This window comes from Paraburkholderia panacisoli, assembly GCF_008369935.1.
Lineage (GTDB): Bacteria > Pseudomonadota > Gammaproteobacteria > Burkholderiales > Burkholderiaceae > Paraburkholderia > Paraburkholderia panacisoli.
In genome coordinates this window covers 49,793-67,093 of the sequence record NZ_VTUZ01000010.1, presented here as the reverse complement: position 1 = coordinate 67,093, position 17,301 = coordinate 49,793, and the positions used below count along the sequence as shown (strand labels likewise).

Sequence of the window (17,301 nt, the reverse complement as noted above, 5' to 3'; positions counted from 1 at the left end):
GATGAAACTGCGAGAGCTGGCCCATTCCAGAACGGGCGACAAGGGCAATACGCTGAACGTGTCGGTCATCTGTTATGACCCGCGTCACTACGAACATCTCCGGCGCGAGTTATCCGCGGACCGCGTGAAGTTGCATTTGCGTGAGGTCGTGCGTGGGGATGTCGTTCGCTACGAACTTCCGCATCTTGCGGCATTCAACTTTGTACTTGGCGATGCGCTGGGCGGCGGTGTCACGCGTTCACTCGCTCTCGATGCGCATGGAAAATCCTTGAGTTCGGCGTTGATGAGCCTGGAGATCGCTGACTTGCCTTAGGCAGGAGTGGATGTGCAACATGCCGTCGGCGTGAGAGCGGACGGCATGTTGAATCATGAAGGCGATGCGGATGCGGCCTTCGTGGTGGGCGATGACGCGCAAATGAACGATCAGGACAGCGCCCGGATTCGCCCCGCGCTAGCCGGTTCCCTATTCGACGATCCCAATCAGATTGTCGATGTCTGTCTGAACACGCATTTGCGCTTCCAGCACGGCAGCGTCACGCGTATTGGCAACGAGTGGGAGCATTAATCCGGAGCCTTTGAATTCGGCCTGGAAATGCACCCACGCTGCGTATGAGCAGACACCGGATGCCTTTTGCACGAGGTTGATCGTTACGTCGTAGGTGCGTCGCTTACCGTGCTTGCGGGTGTATTGAAAGCGGCTTAGTACGGGTTTGTACATGACGTCTCCTTGCCTGGCAGATTGTGTTTGGCGCTATTGCGCCGGGATGCAATGTGCTTTGGAGAGAGCCGTCAATGATGAGCCGAATCGTCGACGGTCGAGGATTTGCTGATAGGGCAACGAGGCATCGGCACGCCATCCACGAAAGCACTCGCACAACGCACAGCAAACTCGTATGCACAGGCAGGACTTGCGAACGGACCAAGATCACCCAGCGAGGTGGATTCGCCGTCTTCCTTCAAAATGCAGGCGCGGCCGACGAACATGTGGCCATGTCTGATAGCGGACGCCTGAATTGCTGCGCCACGGTGAAACAGAACCATTGCATGTCCTCCCTTCGCGGATTTAAAGAAAGGTCATTGTAATGTTTCATTTTTTGTTGTGGTAACTGTTACCTTTTCCCATGAGGCGCTTACCTCAATACAGGCGATGTCAGCAGCGTTTTCCATCATGCTGCGAAGTCGCCCGGAGGCGCCCCCGCATCCGACGATCAGAAGTCCGTCGTCATCGACAACAGGAGCGCGCGCCGCGCCTTACGTCAGATAGCCGCCCTTCGGCGCAGCACAGTAGGGCCTGTTCGCAACGATCAGCACGCTGGCGCAGAACGTCGTCGGCTTGCCGGACAGCACGGCCGCATGGCGCGCGCCGAGGTCGACGGTATCCCAGGTCGGGATCGACAGGTGCTGGCGGTGTTCAGATGCTGCGAAGCGCGTGGGTACGCGGTTTGCTGAGCATTGATGTTTTTATCGCACGTTGCCCTACATGTCCCGAACACCGTCTACCTGCCAACGATGGAGCGCCCGCGAGGTCCGGGTATTGCACGAAGTGCCTCGCGTGCTAGTCGTCGACGACAACGCTGGCGCGGCCGAAGCGCTCGCCACCTATCTCTCCTATGAAGGCATAGAAGCCCGTGCCGCCATGAGTTGCACGGAGGCGCTGCGCTGCGTGAAGGACTGGGTGCCCGACGTCGTCGTGCTCGACATCATGATGCCGGGGCGGGACGGCTATGAAACGGCGAGCGCACTGCGCAGCTATCTGCCGACCCAGAGTCTCGGCATCGTCGCGTTCACATCGCTCGACGAGGACCACGTCAAGGAAACCGGCAAGGCACGTCATAATTTCGACGGCTATTGTCAAAAAGGCACGGCGCCGACCGCTTTGCTCGCGCTGATGCGCAGGCTTTGGCGCGAATAGGGCATACCTCGCCTTACGACAAACGCCAACTCGTTCGCGCCATATCCCACCTCACCACGCCGCCGCCGACACCTGGCGGCCTGCCGCCGCACAAGCGTGCCCGCTTCAAGGGAAAGCACGCCCAGGCCCTGAACACCTGACGCATCAAAAAATCCGTTTCATGGCGCAAAATGAGCCTCAAACGCGTTTCACAATGTCGTAAAGGCGCGTATTCTTGAATCGGGAGACGCGACTTTGAGGGTTTCATGGTGACTTCAAATGGCGACCAAACAACAGCCCAGCAAGGCTACCGAAGCGGCGAGGCGGCGCGTCTGGCGAAGATGCCAGTCACCACGCTGCGCATCTGGGAGCGCCGATATGGCGTGGTCGGCCCGGCCAAGACCGCGTCAGGCCAGCGTTTGTATACGGAAGACGACGTCCGGCGACTCACGTTGATCAAATTGCTGGTCAGCCGCGGTCATGCGATCGGCGCGATCGCGCGGCTCGACCGGGAGCAGCTGCAATTTCTGGCGGCGCGCAATGCGCGTGAGGCGGGCGCTTCGCCGGACGCGGGCAGCGCCGCAAGCACCGATCTCAAGCTCGCGCTGGTCGGCGCCCACCTCGCGCAGCATCTGCAAGCTTGCGGCGTCGATGTGCGGCAATACGGCGTCAACGAGCTGATCACCTTCGCCGATCTGGCCGAGGCCTGCGCAAGCGGCGAGCGCCGCGAGCCGATCGACGCACTGCTGGTCAGCGTGGACTCGCTACAGGAAGACGTCGCCGCGCAAATCATTGCGCTCGCCGACGCAGTCCGCGCCAGGGCAATCGCCGTGGTCTACGGCTTTGGCACCGGCGCGTCGGCCGAAAGTTTGCGAGTGGCCGGCGTGCGGCTGTACCGCGAGCCGGGCAGCCGCACCGAATTCCGTCAGATGCTAGGCGACCTCTGCGAGCGCGTCCGCATTCAGGAGCGCATCGGCGACGACGCCATCTGGTCGCGCGCGCGCCGTCGCTATGACGATGGGGAACTCGAAGCGATTGCGAGCCGCTCGTCCACGATCGCGTGCGAATGTCCGCGGCATCTGGCCGAGCTGGTCATGAAGCTGTCGGCGTTCGAGCGCTATAGCGACGAATGCACGTCGCGCTCGGCGCAGGACGCCGCGCTGCATCGCTATCTCGGCGACGTCAGCAACCGGGCCTGCGCGATGATCGAGACCGCCCTCGAGCGGGTCGCGCGCGAAGAGGGCTGGTTCGCCGCGCCGCCGCCCCCGGCCGTTCAGGAGTAGCACGCAAGCTCACACCGTTCGCGGAGGATGCGCCATGCAACATGATGCTTCGGTGGATGCAGCCGTCTGCGCGCACGCGCTGAATGAAAAGAGCGCCTGTCTCGCGGCGCTCCTCAAGCGAATCGCCCGGCGCGACGCCGGTGCGTTCGAGACGTTGTACCGCGCCTCGGCGCCGACGCTATTCGGTCTCGCGATGCGCGTGACCCGATCCGCCGAATCCGCCGAAGAGGTGGTGCAGGACGGCTTCCTCAAGATCTGGCGCTTTGCCGGTTCGTATGATCCGAGGATGTCGTCGCCGTCCACGTGGATGTCGGCCATCGTGAAGAATCAGGCGCTCGACTATTTGCGGCGCAATGCGCATTCGGGCGCGTATGAAGAGGAACGGGGGGAGCGCTTTGCAATACCGGACGACGACACTGACTTCGCGCAGCAGTTTTCTCTGGATGCCGAACGCCTGTCGTTTTATCTCGGCCGGCTCACGCCGGTGCAGCGGCAAGCGATCGCGCTTGCCTATTTCCGCGGGCAATCGCAATCGGAAATCGCGCACACGCTGGATGCGCCGGTTGGCACGGTGAAAAGCTGGATCAGCCGCGGGCTGGAGTCGATGAGGATCATGATCGACGGGCGGCAACGCCGCGTGGCTGCTGATCGTGACGGTGTGAGGGCGGCGTGATGTGTGAGATTTCTGCTGGTTTGTTCAGGATTGCATGGCTATAAGGAAGCACGTCTTGTGGAACATGTCCGTCGCGCCCGACTCGTCGAGCGTGTGTCGGACACGATGGGCTCAGCGAGTATCCTTCTTCATTCGAAGTGCCGATGGACAAGTGGCAGGCGCCCGCGTATCTGAAGCTGACATCGGTCAAAAAAGCGGAACACGATGCGGTGTGGCTGCGCTATACGAAAGCGTGAATGAAATGAAACGCGCGGCGGGGTGGAGTTTCGCTCCACGCTGCCGCGCCGTTTTTCACGCGCCCAGACCCAACCGGGCGTGTTCGATCAGCTCTTCGTGTGCTCTGTCGACAACCATCCACCGTCGACACCGATCTGTGCGATCTGTTTCGCCACCGCATCGCCGAGGCGCTTCGCGTCCGATGACACGCTGGCCCGTTTGGTTTCGGTTACGGCGTGCAAGCCGCCGCCCACTGCCGCCGTCGTCGCGATGGCGCCTGCAGCCGCGCCCACGCCGGCGGTTTCGGCCATGCCCGGCGCCTTGCCGCTGTCCGCGTCGGCGGTGAAGCTTTGCACGAGACGCGGTGCGCCCCCGGCGGGCTTATACAGAATCTGCACCGAGCTGCTCACCTGGCTCTTGCCTGCGCCGAGGCCAATCAGCACGCGACGGCGGCGATTGCCGGAGTCGATCGTATCGAAACTGCCTTGCACCAGCAGCACGTTCTGGTCGGCGGGCGCGGGGGCATCCGCGCGAATCGCGTGCAGACCCTTCGCCTGCAGTTGATGCACGATTTCGTCGGCGACCTGCTCGCGTACCTGGTCCGCATCGGCGACCTGCTTTTGCTCGGTCGACGAACCGCCGATATGCGTTTTCAATTTCTGCAGCATGCCGCCATCGTCGAGTTTGACCTGATCGGGATTGGCGTCGAACGTGTAGACATAGATGGTGTCCGGACGCACTTGCGGCTGCGCGCTCGCTTCGCTCGTGTTCCTGATGCCGCTGCCGGCGCAACCGGTCAGCAACGCCGTGCAGCAGACCATCGCCACGCAGACCAAACGGGTGGCGTTCTTTTTGAGGAAATTCGCTGAAGTCAACATGTTCATCCTGTCGTCGGCACGCGGTGCCGGAATGTTCGAACGTATCAGCCGATGATCGGGCAACCGTGGGATCGTTGATCATCGGCGAACGTATTCGCACTTGAAGCACCCTTGATCTCATGCGTCCTTGTTTCGTACGCACCGGCAGCGAAACGAAGTATGGGCAAATCGCTCGCCGAACTCCATTCAGCAATTATTTCGAGTGATGTCACGCGCAAAAGCGGTGCCGGTGGCGGTTGCGTGGCGCGGGAAGGAAGTGGATGTGACGTGCCAGAAGCCGCGTGCGAGTGGAGTTCAGCCTTGTCGGCGAGCGGGGTGAAGCGGTGGTATCGCGCGCGGCGCGCAAATCGCGTATCAGTTCAAAGCAAGCTTGAGGATGCAGCTCAGGACGAAGATGAGCAGCGCGGCGGCGACCAGCAGATTCAACGGATAGCGCATTCTTCACCGGGTACTGGCATGTCAGTGCAGTAATGCTAGTCACCCGGCGCAAGATGAAAAAGTGGGCAGTGAGGCAATAGTGTGGGGCAGCCAACGCAGCGGGCCGAACGTATGCGCGACCCGGTGCGGTGATGGCGCCGCTTCAAGGCGTGAGCGAGGGTCGTGAACAACGCCGCGCCGCTTTCAAAAGGGACACGACGGGGACACGGCGCAAGCGCTGGTAGCGAACGGGTGTGCGTGGCGAACGAACTTATTGCGGCTGCCCCGGCACACCATGCGGCGCCTTGTTCGCCGCAGCCAGGTCTTCCGCGAGACTGGTGCGCAGCGTCGCGATGGCCTGCTCCGGATTGGCGGGCTTCAACTGCTCGCGAGCCAGCGAATCATAGATGTAGTGGCGCAGCATCGGATCCTGCGTCTTGCTCAGCACGTCGTGATACACCGCGACGATGTCGCCCGGATGTCCGCTCATCGCATACAGGCGGCGCAGTTGCTCCAGATCGTTGATCACCGCGAAGCTCGGACCCCTCGCACCCATCATCGGACCCATCGCGCCATGCGGCGGCGCTCCGTCGCCGCGCTGCGGCTCGCCGTGCATCTGGGCGGCCGGCGGCGGGGCCTCCTGCGCGAATGTAGCCATTGCAGCCACGCCCAAAATGGCGGCCAGGGCCGCGCCGAAGATTGCTTTTTTCATGATGTCGCTCCCCTCGAGACAACGCCGGCGTCACAGTGCGCCGGCACATGAGCAACGATAGTCGAGATGGGGATTCGTAGGGTTACTGAAGCCGTCACGTAACTTTCCAAACCTTGCATGAGCAGCGGCCGCTGCCGTCAAATACCACCTGAGGTCCGTCGAAGCCTGCCCGGCGAGCCAGGGTGAGGACCGCTGGCGCAATGTTTTCGGATAGCGCATGATTGGACCGATGTGCCGTCCGACCCCAGAAGCAGCAAGCGTTGGCGGGGTGTGCGGCACAGGAAGCCGCCGTTGCATCCGTCACGCAATCATGTCGCGGCGCTGCAGCGCCGGCGAGTATTCAACCGTTAAGGAGGATTTCGCATGGACCGACCTGACGCCGCCAATCCGTTTGGCGATTTCACCAAAATGCTGGAGCAGTTCAAGCTCCCCGGCTTCGACGTACCCGCCATCATGGAAGCGCGACGCAAGGATGTGGAAGCACTGGTTCAGGCGAATCAGACCGCCTTCCAGGGGATGCAGTCGCTCGCGCAGAAACAGGCGGACATGTTGCGCGCGACGCTGAGCGAATTGCAGTCGTTGACCGGGCAGTTGTCGGCCGGCGGCGCGGCGCCTTCGGCGAAAACCGCCGAGCTGATCCAGCAGAGCCTGCACAAGTCGCTCGCCGATATGCAGCAACTCGCGCAAGCTGCGTATCAGACGCAAGCGGAGTCGTATGCGGTGATCGCAAAACGCGTAGAAGAAAACGTGCAGGAGCTGAAGTCGCTCTTGCAGCAGAAGAAGTAGCGAGAACGTCGAATCGCTCGCTTAGAGCGTGACGCGTTTCGTTGCCGGGTAGTCAATGCCGCGAACGACCGATGCCGTTCGCGGTATTTTTTTGCGCGGCTTCACAAGTGCTGGAGCGAGGTTGAGGCTGCCCTTTCTCTTCACACGAAAAGGCCACCTCTAACATTTCTCGTCAGAGGAAAGAGGCGCAGAAGTACGCTTTTTGCAGCAATCGTTTACTTCGACTCGCGCAATGCGGCGCGCATCAACATTTCCTCGCGCGCTGTCATGCTCTTGCGACTGTTCGCTTCTGACGCGCCACCACCCGAAAACAGGGTGAAACCAGCGCCGTCTCATGATCGCGTCGTTCATCATTAAGCGCCTCGAACGGGCCACCGTCCGGCAAATGTGTGAATTGCCCCGCAAACGATTGCGGCGCTTCGCCGCGACCCATTAAAGTTTCGTCCCCGCCCCTCCGTAGACGCATTCACGCAGCCCGACCGGTGTGAATGCAACCGGTATCGCCGGTCAGATGTGCGCCCCTGGTCTTGCGTTCGTGACCGGCATGCTGGCCACGGGCGTTTCACCTCGAAGGAATTCTCGTGAAACCGATGTTCCCGGCCCGCATCGCTCGCGCGATGCTCGGGGCGAGTTGCGAGTTGCGAGCTGTCTCAACTAAAGCGAGCCCCCGGCCGAACTAGCGAGGCTGGGCGGTCTGCTGCTCGGGCGCTGCGTTGCCTGCGGCGGGCCCGGCACCGGCCGCTTGCCTCATATCTGTCGCCGCGGTCTGCCCGGCCGTCCGCGTCTCAGCGGTCAGCAGCGCCGCCTTTTCGCCGGCTGCCGCAATCACCCGATGCACGAAGCGCAGCTTGTCCACCACCGGCGCGGCCAGCGTGAACGGATAACCATCCTTCATCCCCAGACTGCGGTTCAAGCTGTTCAACGCATAAGTGAGCGGGAACCAGCGCTTCATCAGATTCTCGAAGCTGGCGTCCTCGACCGGCGTGCGGTCGGTGAGCGTGGGCTCGCGCGGATCGTCGGGCAGCAGCGCGAGACCGTACGACGTCGACGTATCCAGCACGTCGACGATCAACAGGTAGTGCGCCCACGTCTCCGCCCAGTCCTCCCACGGATGCATGGTCGCATACGCGCTGATGTACGACGCCTGCCAGTCGGCCGGCGCGCCGTTGCGATAGTACGCGTTCAGCGCTTCGCCGTAGTCGGCGCGCTCGTCGCCGAACAGCGTGCGGTACGGTTCGAGCCAGCGCGGATCGTTTTGCACCAGCTGGTCGAAATAGTAATGGCCGGTCTCGTGGCGGAAGTGGCCGAGCAGCGTGCGATACGGCTCGCCCATCGAGGTGCGGACCTTCTCGCGATGCGCGTCGTCGGCTTCCGCGATGTTCAGCGTGATCAGCCCGTTGTCGTGGCCGGTCATTACACGCGAACCGTCGCCGCCGTCCTCGAGGAATTCGAATGCGAGGCCGTGCTCGGGGTCCGCCTGGCGCGACTTCACGTCGACGCCGAGTCCGGCCAGCGTGTAGAGCAGCCGCCGCTTCGCCCCTTCCAGGCGATACCAGTAAAGCCGGTTGTCCGGTGCGCTCAGATTCGGAATCGTGAGGGTCAACTGACAAGCGTGGCACAAGGTGTCGGGCGAGTCGGCGGGGATCATCCAGTTGCAGATGTTTTCGACGGCATAGTTATGGCACTGGCGAAACAGCGCGCCGTCCGCACGCGGATGAAGGCTGCGCCAGCGTCCCTCGCCGGCATCTTCGAACGCGCTGATTTCCGCCAGTTCCGGAACGTAGCCGAGCAACGACTCGCAACGCTCGCAGCGAACGTTTTCAAAAAAGACGAGTTGCGAGCAGCAATTGCAGTGGAAGGTTTTCATCGGTCGAGCCTGGTGGGTGGGAGGCAGCTATGAGCGCATACCTGCCGCAATCTTCATGCCGCATTTGCCAGATGTCACTGCTTTAACGCACAGTACGTGCTGGATCGTGCACGGCTGCTGCGCCGCTTTGGTGCAGTGCCTGGCACTTGCGAGGCAAGCTATGCTTCGCCAGGCCGCCCGCACCGCCGGCCATCGACGGCGAACTTCGCGGCAAGCGTTGATCCGGGCAATACTCACGTGTCACGCGGTTTTTCGTTCAACGGCATGAAGCTTGCTTTTTGGCGGGCTGCCATCCTTCGACCAGGAGTCCGGTGTGTCCATACGCGTCGCATTGCATCACGTTACACATTACCGCTATGACAGGCTGGTTTCACTGTCGCCCCAGGTCGTGCGTCTTAAGCCTGCGCCGCATTGCCGGACCCCGATCCTGTCCTATTCGATGCGGGTCGAGCCGGCCGAACACTTTATCAATTGGCAGCAGGACGCATTCGCCAACTACCAGGCGCGCCTCGTGTTTCCCGAGAAGACGAGCGAATTCAAGGTGACCGTGGATCTGGTCGCGGAGATGGCCGTTTATAACCCGTTCGACTTCTTCCTCGAACCGTCGGCCGAGCAGTTTCCGTTCGACTACGCGCCCGGCCTCGCGCTCGAACTCGCGCCGTATCTGGTCAAGCGGCCGATGACGCCGCGCTTCGCCGAGTTCGTCGCGAGCATCGACCGCACGCCGAGCGGCACCGCCGACTTTCTGGTCGCGCTGAACCAGCGGCTGCAACGCGAGATCCGCTATCTGATCCGGATGGAGCCGGGCGTGCAGACGCCCGAGGAAACGCTCGTGAGCGCCGCGGGGTCGTGCCGCGATTCAGGCTGGCTGCTGGTGGAGACCTTGCGCCAGCTGGGGCTGGCCGCGCGCTTCGTGTCCGGCTACCTGCTGCAACTCGCGCCCGACGTCAAATCCATCGACGGACCGAGCGGCACCGAAGTCGACTTCACCGACCTGCACGCGTGGTGCGAGGTGTACCTGCCGGGCGCTGGCTGGATCGGCTTCGATCCGACCTCCGGTCTGCTCGCGGGCGAAGGGCACATCCCGGTCGCCTGCACCCCCGAGCCGGGTAGCGCGGCGCCGATCTCCGGCGCGGTCGACGAATCCGAAGTCGAGTTCGAGCACACGATGTCGATCGAGCGGGTGTTGGAGACGCCGCGCGTCACGAAGCCGTATAGCGAAGCGGTGTGGAGCGACGTGCTGAAGATGGGCGAACAGGTCGACCGGCAACTCGCCGACATGGACGTGCGCCTGACGATGGGCGGCGAGCCGACCTTCGTGGCGGTGCGCGATCGCGACGCCGCCGAGTGGAACACCGACGCGCTCGGCCCGACCAAACGCGGTTATGCGGTCGCGCTGATGGAGAAGCTGCGCGCGCGCTACGGCGCGAACGGCTTCCAGCATATCGGCCAGGGCAAGTGGTATCCGGGTGAGCAGTTGCCGCGCTGGGCGATGTCGCTCTACTGGCGCGCCGACGGCGAACCGTGCTGGCAAAACCCGGCGCTGTTCGCCGACGAACGCGAGCCAGGCCGCTACACCGCCGGCGACGCGCAACGCTTCCTCGCGCATCTCGCGGGGAAGCTGTCGCTCGACAAGGCGTGTATTCAACCCGGTTTCGAAGACGTCTGGTACTACCTGTGGCGCGAGCGCCGCTTGCCGGTCAACGTCGATCCGTTCGACGCGCGCCTCGACGACGAACTGGAGCGCGTGCGCTTGCGTCGCGTGTTCGATGCGGGCTTGAGCGGGGCGACCGGCTACGTGCTGCCGCTCGCGCGCGAGCGCGACGTGCCGAACGAAGCGCCGAAGTGGGTCAGCGGCCGCTGGTTCTTTCGCGACGAACGCATGTACCTGATTCCCGGCGACTCGCCGATGGGTTACCGGCTGCCGCTCGATGCGCTGCCGTGGGTGTCGAAGACCGACTATCCGTATCAGCACGCGCACGATCCGTTCGCGCCGCCGGTGCCGTTGCGTTCGGCCGCGCACTTGCGCATGCAATACGACAGCGAGGCACGCGCCGCGAACCAGGCCCCGACCGCTGCCGAAAAGCGGCGGGCGGCGGCGTTGTCGTTGTCGGCGGGGGATCTGCTGAGCGGAATGCCGGGCAGCGGCGCGCTCGGCTATGCGGGTCAGCCGGGCGACGAACGGGCTCCGGCGCACGGGCAGTCGTCGCCGGAGACGCTGCGCACGGCGATCTGCGTCGAGGCGCGCGACCCCAAACGCGCGGCCGGTCCGAAAGCCGAAACGGATGCGTTCGGCAGCGGCCGCACGCTACTGCATGTGTTCATGCCGCCGCTCACCGAACTCGACGATTATCTCGACCTGCTAGCCGCCGTCGAAGCGACGGCGGCCGAGTTGAAGATGCAGGTCGTGCTCGAAGGCTATCCGCCGCCGCGCGACGCGCGCCTGAAAATGCTGCAGGTGACGCCGGACCCGGGCGTGATCGAAGTGAACATTCATCCGGCCGCGAACTGGGAGCAACTGGTCGATCACACCGAGTACCTGTATGAGTCGGCGGCGCACAGCTATCTGAGCAGCGAGAAGTTCATGACCGACGGGCGGCACACCGGCACCGGCGGCGGTAATCACTTCGTGCTCGGCGGCGCGACGCCCGCCGACAGTCCGTTCCTGCGCCGGCCCGATCTGCTCGCGAGTCTGATCGCCTACTGGCACAACCATCCTTCGCTGTCGTATCTGTTCTCCGGCCTCTTCATCGGACCGACCAGCCAGGCGCCCCGTATCGATGAGGCGCGCAACGACCAGGTCTACGAACTCGAAGTCGCGTTCCGCGAGTTGCAGCGGCAGATCGATCTGCTCGGCGGCCGTGACAGCGCGAACCTGCCCGCGTGGATGATCGACCGCTCGCTGCGCAACATCCTGATCGACGTGACCGGCAACACGCACCGCGCCGAGTTCTGCATCGACAAGCTCTATTCACCCGACGGTCCGACCGGACGCCTGGGCCTGCTCGAATTGCGCGGCTTCGAAATGCCGCCGCACGCGCGCATGAGTCTCGTGCAGCAATTGCTGCTGCGCGCGCTGGTGGCGCGCTTCTGGCGCACGCCGTACACGCAGCGACTCACGCGCTGGGGCACCGAGCTGCATGACCGCTTCCTGCTCGGCACCTTCGTGAAGCTGGATTTCGACGACGTGCTCGACGATCTGAACCGCGCCGGCTTCGCATTCGACAGCAGCTGGTTCGCGCCGCACTTCGAATTCCGCTTTCCGCTGGTCGGCAAGCTCATCGTGAACGGCGTCTCGCTGACGATCCGCAACGCGCTCGAACCCTGGCACGTGATGGGCGAAGAAGGCTCGGCGGGCGGCACGGTGCGTTACGTGGATTCGTCGGTGGAGCGGCTCGAAGTGTGCGCGCTGGGTTTGAACGGCAACCGCCATGTGCTGAGCGTCAACGGCGTGCCGGTGCCGTTGCAGCCGACCGGCCGCGTCAGCGAATACGTGGCCGGGGTTCGCTATCGCGCGTGGTCGCAACCGTCGGCGCTGCATCCGACTATCGGCGTGGACGCGCCGCTCACTTTCGATCTGGTCGACACCTGGACTGGCCGCTCGGTGGGCGGATGCCAGTATCATGTCGCACATCCGGGCGGGCGCAACTATCAGACCTTCCCGGTCAACGCCTACGAGGCGGAAAGCCGGCGGCGCTCACGCTTCTTCGCGTCGGGTCATACGCCGGGGCCGCTCACGGTCGGCATGCCGCAGCGCAGTCTGGAGTTTCCGTTCACGCTCGATCTGCGCTACTGGTGAAACCCGCACACTTCTAAAACGACACGACCTTGGCCTTTCAATCGACTTTTCCCTTCGAAGCGTCCGCGGTGCACGCGGATGCTTCGTCCTTGTTGCGGCTGTTGCCGGGCTACGACGGACATTGGGACGAGTTGCGCGACGAGTCGGGCGCGCTGCGTGAACCGTGGCGGCAATTCTTCGAGCGCCTGGGCGCGGACGGCATCGCGCGGCTGGAAGATCACTGCGCGTCGGTCGCGCAGCAGATCCGTGATAACGACATCAGCTACAACGTCTACGCGGATAAGGGCGAGCCGCGCCCATGGGCGCTCGACCTGCTGCCGTTCCTGATCAGCGAGGACGAGTGGGCGCATATCGAGCGCGGCGTCACGCAGCGCGCGCATCTGCTCAATGCGATCGTCGCCGATATCTATGGGTCGCAGACCTTGCTCGCGCGCGGGCAACTGCCGCCCGCGCTGGTGTTTGGGCATCCCGGCTATCTGCGCCCGGTCAAGGGGTTCATGCCGCCGGGCGGCCAGTTCCTGCAAGTGGTCGCGGTCGATCTCGCGCGTACGCCGGGCGGCGAGTGGACCGTGATGGCGCATCGCACGGAGGCGCCGTCGGGTCTCGGTTACGCGCTGGAAAACCGCCTGATCGTGTCGACGCTGTTCGCCGATCCGTTCCGTTCGATGCGCGTGAGCCGTCTCGCGCCGACCTATTCGCAACTGATCGCGACGCTGGCGCAATCGGCGCAGTCCACGATGCGTCACGCCGATGACGACGGCTGCGCCCCCGAGTCGTCGGCGCATATCGCGCTGCTCACGCCGGGGCCGTACAGCGAAACCTATTTCGAGCACGTGTTTCTCGCGCGCTATCTCGGCGTCACGCTGGTCGAAGGCAAGGACCTGACCGTGCGCGACGACATGCTCTATCTGAAGACGCTCGCCGGGCTCGAACGCGTGCACGTCGTGCTGCGCCGCCTGGACGACGCCTTCTGCGACCCCGTCGAACTGCGCGCCGATTCGAGCATCGGCGTGCCCGGCCTGTTGCAGGTGATGCGCGCGGGCAATGTGATCGTTTCGAACGTGCCCGGCTCGGGCTTTGTCGAGTCGCCGGCCTTGCACGGCTTTCTGCCGGGCATCGCCGAAGTGCTGCTCGACGAAGACCTCGTGCTGCCGAGCGTCGCGACCTGGTGGTGCGGCGAAAAGGCGGCGCGCGAGCATGCGTTCGAGCGGCTCGACGAAGCGTTAATCGTGCCGACATGGCCGATGGCCGGCCGCGATGCGCCACCCGGCGTCGATCAGGGCCGGCAAAAGCTGGCGGTATGGCGCGAGCGCATCGAAACGATGCCCGACACGTACACGATCCAGCAGGTGCAGCACTTTTCCTGCACGCCGCGTTACGAAGACGGCACCGTCGGCCGCCGTCCTTCGGTGCTGCGGGTCTATGCGATTGCCGATTTCAACGGCGGCTGGCATGTGATGCCGGGCGGCTTCACGCGGATGGCCGCCGAACGCCAGGCGACGGTGTCGATGCAATACGGCGGCAGCAGCGTGGATACCTGGGTGCTGTCGAGTCAGCCGACGTCGACGTTCACGCTGCTGCCCTCGCCGATGCAACCCGCCGACCTCGCGCGCAAGCATCGCACCGTGTCGAGCCGCGCGGCGGAAAATCTCTTCTGGGCGGGCCGTTACGGCGAACGCGCGGAGAACAACGTGCGGCTATTGCGGCTGATTCTCGGCTCGCTGGAAGGCAACGACGCCGACGCGATGTTTCCTACCCTGGTCGAACTCGCCATGCAATGCGGCCTCGTGCAATCCGGCGACATGCACTCGCCGCATTCGCCGCAAGCGTTCGAACGTGCGCTGGTCGCGAATCTGAGCGAGAGCACCGGGCCCGCAGGCATCGGGCAGAACCTGAATTACCAGGCGCGCTCGAATGGCGAAGTGCGCGGGCGGCTGTCGAACGATCACTGGCGCACGATTCTCGCGGCGCGCAACGACTTCCGCGATGCGCTGCATGCGCTGATGCCCGTTGGCGGATTTGGCGGATTTGGCGGCGTGGCGTCGCAAGACAATGGCAATGGGAATAGCGATGGCAATGGCAACGGCAGCGCAGGCGCGAATGGCCGTGGCGAACGCTACGACCGTTACGACCGCGTAACCCTGGTCAACGCGCTCGAACGCCTGTCGGTGCAATTGTCGGCGATCAGCGGCGCGCAAGGCGACCGCATGACGCGCGACGAAGCCTGGCGTCTGCTGTTCGTCGGGCGTCACATCGAACGCGTGTCGGCGATGACCTCGTTCTTGCGCGTCATCGCCGACAACGGCCAGCTCGCGACGCCCGCCGGTTTCGATCTGCTGCTGCAACTGTTCGACAGCACGCTGACGTACCGCTCGCTGTATCCGGGCCGCTTCGAAGTGCCCGCGTTGATAGACCTGCTGGTGATCGAGCCGACCAACCCGCGCGGCATCTACGGCGTGTATGAGCGGCTGCGCAACAAGCTCGACGAAATCGCGGTGGCGGCGGGCAGCGTGCGGCATCGTCCGTTCGCGGAGCTGATGCCGCACGCGAACGCGCTGCCGTCGCTGGCGTCGCTATGCGAGGTCGACGACAACGGCGCATACGACAGGTTGATCGCGGTCTGCGATCAGATCGGCGGGTTTGTCGGGGCGGCCGCGCATGAGATCAGCGCGCGCTATTTCAGTCACGCAAGCACGGTGGCTTCACAGGTGTGGTCATGAAGCCGACTGTGCTGTCCGTTTCGCATCGCACGACCTACCGTTACTCCACCTATGTGGAGACCGCGCAGCATCTCGCGACGATCCGGCCGATCGCGTGTGCGTGGCAGCGCGTGGTCTCGCACAGCGAGCGGATCGAACCGCAGCCGTCGTATCTGAACAGCCGCATCGATGCGTTCGGCAATGACGTGCTGTACTTTGCGCTGGATGTGCAGCACGAGCGCCTGCAACTCGTCAGCGAAACGACCGTGTCGCTCACGCCGCGCTGGACCGACCTCGATCCCGACGCCACGCCCCCATGGGAAGAGGTGGCCGATGCGCTGCAGTTTCGCGTCGGTGGGCAGTTCCGGCCCGAGGTGGAGTTCTGTTTCGCGTCGCCGAATACCATGCCGCGGCCGTCGCTGCGCGCTTATGCGCTGCCGAGCTTTCCGCCGGGCCGCGCGGTCGTCGCGGGCGCGATCGATCTGATGCATCGGATCCACGACGACTTCGTGTACAAGCCTTCGGCGACGATGTTCGATACGCCCGCCGAGCGCGCGTTCGAATTGAAGAGCGGCGTGTGTCAGGACTTCGCGCAGGTGATGATCGGCTGCTTGCGTTCGCTCGGGTTGCCGGCGCGCTATGTCAGCGGTTATCTGCGCAACGATCCGCCGCCGGGGCAGCCACGTTTGATCGGCGCGGATGCATCGCATGCGTGGGTGTCGGTGTATTGCCCCGGCGGCGGCTGGATCGATCTCGATCCGACCAATGACGTGCTGGCCGATAACGATCATGTGACGCTTGCGATCGGCCGCGATTACAGCGATGTGTCCCTGCTGCGCGGGACCATTCTCGGTGGCGGTGCACATCGTGTGGAAGTCGCAGTGACGGTGATTGCGCTTTAAGGCTTGCGGCCACGGCGTAACCCCTGCTGCGGGCTCGTCTAGCGTGGCCCGAATCCAAACTTCAGACGGAAACGGTCGCGCTGTGTTACAAGGCCCGCGGTGCAATTTCAGCGAGGCGTATGTATGGATCGCCGCTACTCAGGTCGCGTTTGCTCATTGGGTCGACCTAACGTCGAATCGAAATAAACTTGACTCTGTGCGTATGCACTTATAGACTGCCCAGCATGACCCGTCCCCTCTCTTACGACGAATGCAACTGTTTCGCGCTGCGCCAGGCGGCGCGGCACGTCACGCAAATCTATGAGCGCCATCTCGGGGCGGTAGGACTCACGGCTGCGCAATTCACGATTCTCGCCAAGCTCGCGCGCAAGCCGAACTTGCCGATGGCGGACCTCGCGGACGCCATGGTGATGGAGCGCACCACGCTGGTCCGCGCACTGAAGCCGTTGCAGCGCGACGGTCTGGTGGCTGCGGAATCGGCGGAGCACGACGGCCGCACCTTTCTGTTCAGTTTGACGGAGAAGGGCGAGGCCACTTTCGATCAGGCCGCCATTGCTTGGCGCGCCGCGCAGGACGAGTTCGAGAAGAAGTTCGGGGCTGCGCGCGCGAAGGCGCTGCGCGCCGAGTTGTTCGGCATCACCGGTTAGCTTTGACGCACGCGCTCGTATTGACGAGCGTCAATGCGTCCCTATGTGTGCGTATGCACTCGTAAATGACGACACGCAGCGGAGGGAAGTGCAGGAATGGAAGGCCTACTCGACGACGACTGCTTTGCGATCCGCCAGGCCGCGCGTTACTTGTCGCAGCTATACGACCGGCATCTGGCGAATGTCGGCCTGACGATTACGCAGTTCTCGCTGTTGGGCCGGCTCAAACGCACTGGCCCGATGACGATGAAGCAAATGGCCGGAGCGATGCGCATGCAGCGCACCACCCTGGTCCGCATGATCCAGCCCCTGCGCCGCAACGGGCTGGTGTCGAGCGAGGCGCTCAGCGCGGATCCCCGGACGCTGTCGATTGCGTTGACGGCCGCGGGTGAAGCGCGGCTGAAGGCGGGGCGCGAGCATTGGTATGCCGCGCAAGCCGAATTCGAGCAACGCTTCGGCGAACAGCGCGCGGCTGCGTTGCGCGGCGAACTGTTTGCAATCACGCGGGATTTGATCTGAAGAGTCGCTTGT

Annotated in this window: 16 protein-coding genes; 12 read left to right on the top strand and 4 right to left on the bottom strand. The window is 63.8% G+C overall.

The window, feature by feature from the left end; all coding sequences use genetic code 11:
* Window position 1: 1 nt before the first annotated feature.
* A complete protein-coding gene (locus FVF58_RS16735; protein WP_149670988.1) occupies window positions 2-313 on the top strand; it encodes an AtuA-related protein in 312 nt (103 codons plus the stop codon).
* A gap of 12 nt (window positions 314-325) precedes the next feature.
* Complete coding sequence (locus FVF58_RS51475; protein ID WP_188130847.1) at window positions 326-565, top strand: hypothetical protein; 240 nt, start codon at window positions 326-328, stop codon at window positions 563-565.
* Window positions 566-789: 224 nt separating this feature from the next.
* On the opposite strand, the gene FVF58_RS16725 is transcribed toward FVF58_RS51475, so the two are convergent.
* Window positions 790-1,041, bottom strand: coding sequence for a hypothetical protein (locus FVF58_RS16725; protein WP_149670986.1), 252 nt, complete (start codon window positions 1,039-1,041; stop codon window positions 790-792).
* 439 nt (window positions 1,042-1,480) lie between these two features.
* Between FVF58_RS16725 and FVF58_RS16720 the strand changes: the two genes are divergently transcribed.
* The 3 genes from FVF58_RS16720 (at window position 1,481) to FVF58_RS16710 (ending at window position 3,847) form a co-directional block, all read left to right on the top strand.
* The gene (locus FVF58_RS16720; protein ID WP_149670985.1) at window positions 1,481-1,912 is read left to right on the top strand and encodes a response regulator; all 432 of its coding nucleotides are present in this window, start codon (window positions 1,481-1,483) and stop codon (window positions 1,910-1,912) included.
* Between the two features lie 245 nt (window positions 1,913-2,157).
* A complete protein-coding gene (locus tag FVF58_RS16715; RefSeq protein WP_149670984.1) occupies window positions 2,158-3,174 on the top strand; it encodes a MerR family transcriptional regulator in 1,017 nt (338 codons plus the stop codon).
* Window positions 3,175-3,208: 34 nt separating this feature from the next.
* Window positions 3,209-3,847, top strand: a complete 639-nt coding sequence (locus FVF58_RS16710; RefSeq protein ID WP_149670983.1) for an RNA polymerase sigma factor — start codon at window positions 3,209-3,211, stop codon at window positions 3,845-3,847.
* A gap of 323 nt (window positions 3,848-4,170) precedes the next feature.
* Here the strand turns inward: FVF58_RS16710 and FVF58_RS16700 are convergent, their stop codons facing one another.
* Window positions 4,171-4,941: a DUF4410 domain-containing protein gene (locus FVF58_RS16700; protein WP_149670982.1), complete on the bottom strand. Its 771-nt coding sequence runs from the start codon at window positions 4,939-4,941 to the stop codon at window positions 4,171-4,173.
* Between the two features lie 159 nt (window positions 4,942-5,100).
* Between FVF58_RS16700 and FVF58_RS16695 the strand changes: the two genes are divergently transcribed.
* The gene (locus FVF58_RS16695; protein WP_149670981.1) at window positions 5,101-5,412 is read left to right on the top strand and encodes a hypothetical protein; all 312 of its coding nucleotides are present in this window, start codon (window positions 5,101-5,103) and stop codon (window positions 5,410-5,412) included.
* Between the two features lie 217 nt (window positions 5,413-5,629).
* Here the strand turns inward: FVF58_RS16695 and FVF58_RS16690 are convergent, their stop codons facing one another.
* Window positions 5,630-6,070, bottom strand: a complete 441-nt coding sequence (locus tag FVF58_RS16690; protein WP_149670980.1) for a hypothetical protein — start codon at window positions 6,068-6,070, stop codon at window positions 5,630-5,632.
* 363 nt (window positions 6,071-6,433) lie between these two features.
* Between FVF58_RS16690 and FVF58_RS16685 the strand changes: the two genes are divergently transcribed.
* On the top strand, window positions 6,434-6,856 hold the full coding sequence (locus FVF58_RS16685; RefSeq protein ID WP_149670979.1) for a phasin family protein: 423 nt from the start codon (window positions 6,434-6,436) through the stop codon (window positions 6,854-6,856).
* A gap of 676 nt (window positions 6,857-7,532) precedes the next feature.
* On the opposite strand, the gene FVF58_RS16680 is transcribed toward FVF58_RS16685, so the two are convergent.
* Window positions 7,533-8,723, bottom strand: a complete 1,191-nt coding sequence (locus FVF58_RS16680) for a zinc-binding metallopeptidase family protein (RefSeq protein WP_246217086.1) — start codon at window positions 8,721-8,723, stop codon at window positions 7,533-7,535.
* A 313-nt stretch (window positions 8,724-9,036) separates the two neighbouring features.
* Here FVF58_RS16680 and FVF58_RS16675 point away from each other — a divergent pair, with 313 nt between their 5' ends.
* The 5 genes from FVF58_RS16675 (at window position 9,037) to FVF58_RS16655 (ending at window position 17,289) form a co-directional block, all read left to right on the top strand.
* Window positions 9,037-12,522 carry a transglutaminase family protein gene (locus FVF58_RS16675; protein ID WP_149670978.1) on the top strand — a complete coding sequence of 1,162 codons (3,486 nt, stop codon included), beginning with the start codon at window positions 9,037-9,039 and terminating at the stop codon, window positions 12,520-12,522.
* A gap of 29 nt (window positions 12,523-12,551) precedes the next feature.
* Window positions 12,552-15,242: a circularly permuted type 2 ATP-grasp protein gene (locus FVF58_RS16670; protein ID WP_149670977.1), complete on the top strand. Its 2,691-nt coding sequence runs from the start codon at window positions 12,552-12,554 to the stop codon at window positions 15,240-15,242.
* Window positions 15,239-16,123, top strand: coding sequence for a transglutaminase family protein (locus FVF58_RS16665; RefSeq protein WP_149670976.1), 885 nt, complete (start codon window positions 15,239-15,241; stop codon window positions 16,121-16,123). The genes FVF58_RS16670 and FVF58_RS16665 overlap by 4 nt, the downstream gene beginning before the upstream one ends.
* Window positions 16,124-16,347: 224 nt before the next feature.
* Window positions 16,348-16,770, top strand: a complete 423-nt coding sequence (locus FVF58_RS16660) for a MarR family winged helix-turn-helix transcriptional regulator (RefSeq protein ID WP_149670975.1) — start codon at window positions 16,348-16,350, stop codon at window positions 16,768-16,770.
* Window positions 16,771-16,866: 96 nt separating this feature from the next.
* On the top strand, window positions 16,867-17,289 hold the full coding sequence (locus FVF58_RS16655) for a MarR family winged helix-turn-helix transcriptional regulator (RefSeq protein ID WP_149670974.1): 423 nt from the start codon (window positions 16,867-16,869) through the stop codon (window positions 17,287-17,289).
* Window positions 17,290-17,301 lie beyond the last annotated feature (12 nt).